Consider the following 807-nt stretch of genomic DNA (forward strand, 5'->3'; position numbering starts at 1 on the left):
TTCACGACCTCTTCGGAGGGCACGTTGTCGCTCTTGCCCCGGTTCTTGTCGCTTCTGGTCAGCACCTTGTTGTCGATGGAGTCGTCCTTCAGAAAGCTCTGAGGCACGATATGGTCCACATCGTAGTCGGACAGCCGGTTGATGTCCAGTTCCTGGTCCACGTACATATCCCGCCCATTCTGCAGGTAGTACAGGTACAGCTTCTCGTTCTGCAGCTGGGTGTTTTCCACGGGGTGTTCTTTCAGGATCTGGCTGCCCAGCTCTTTGATGCCCTCTTCGATCCGCTTCATTCTCTCGCGGCTGTTCTTCTGTCCCTTCTGGGTGGTCTGGTTCTCTCTGGCCATTTCGATCACGATGTTCTCGGGCTTGTGCCGGCCCATCACTTTCACGAGCTCGTCCACCACCTTCACTGTCTGCAGGATGCCCTTCTTAATGGCGGGGCTGCCGGCCAGATTGGCAATGTGCTCGTGCAGGCTATCGCCCTGGCCGGACACCTGGGCTTTCTGGATGTCCTCTTTAAAGGTCAGGCTGTCGTCGTGGATCAGCTGCATGAAGTTTCTGTTGGCGAAGCCGTCGGACTTCAGGAAATCCAGGATTGTCTTGCCGGACTGCTTGTCCCGGATGCCGTTGATCAGCTTCCGGCTCAGCCTGCCCCAGCCGGTGTATCTCCGCCGCTTCAGCTGCTTCATCACTTTGTCGTCGAACAGGTGGGCATAGGTTTTCAGCCGTTCCTCGATCATCTCTCTGTCCTCAAACAGTGTCAGGGTCAGCACGATATCTTCCAGAATGTCCTCGTTTTCCTCATTG

General features: G+C 55.9%; 1 protein-coding gene. It reads right to left on the bottom strand.

Translation table 11 applies throughout. The features are described from left to right. On the bottom strand, positions 1 to 807 hold an 807-nt coding region (cas9, locus tag AC29IT_RS28730), incomplete at both ends, for a type II CRISPR RNA-guided endonuclease Cas9 (RefSeq protein ID WP_488220787.1).

The sequence above is a fragment of the Saccharopolyspora sp. MMCC62 genome (genome assembly GCF_057736575.1).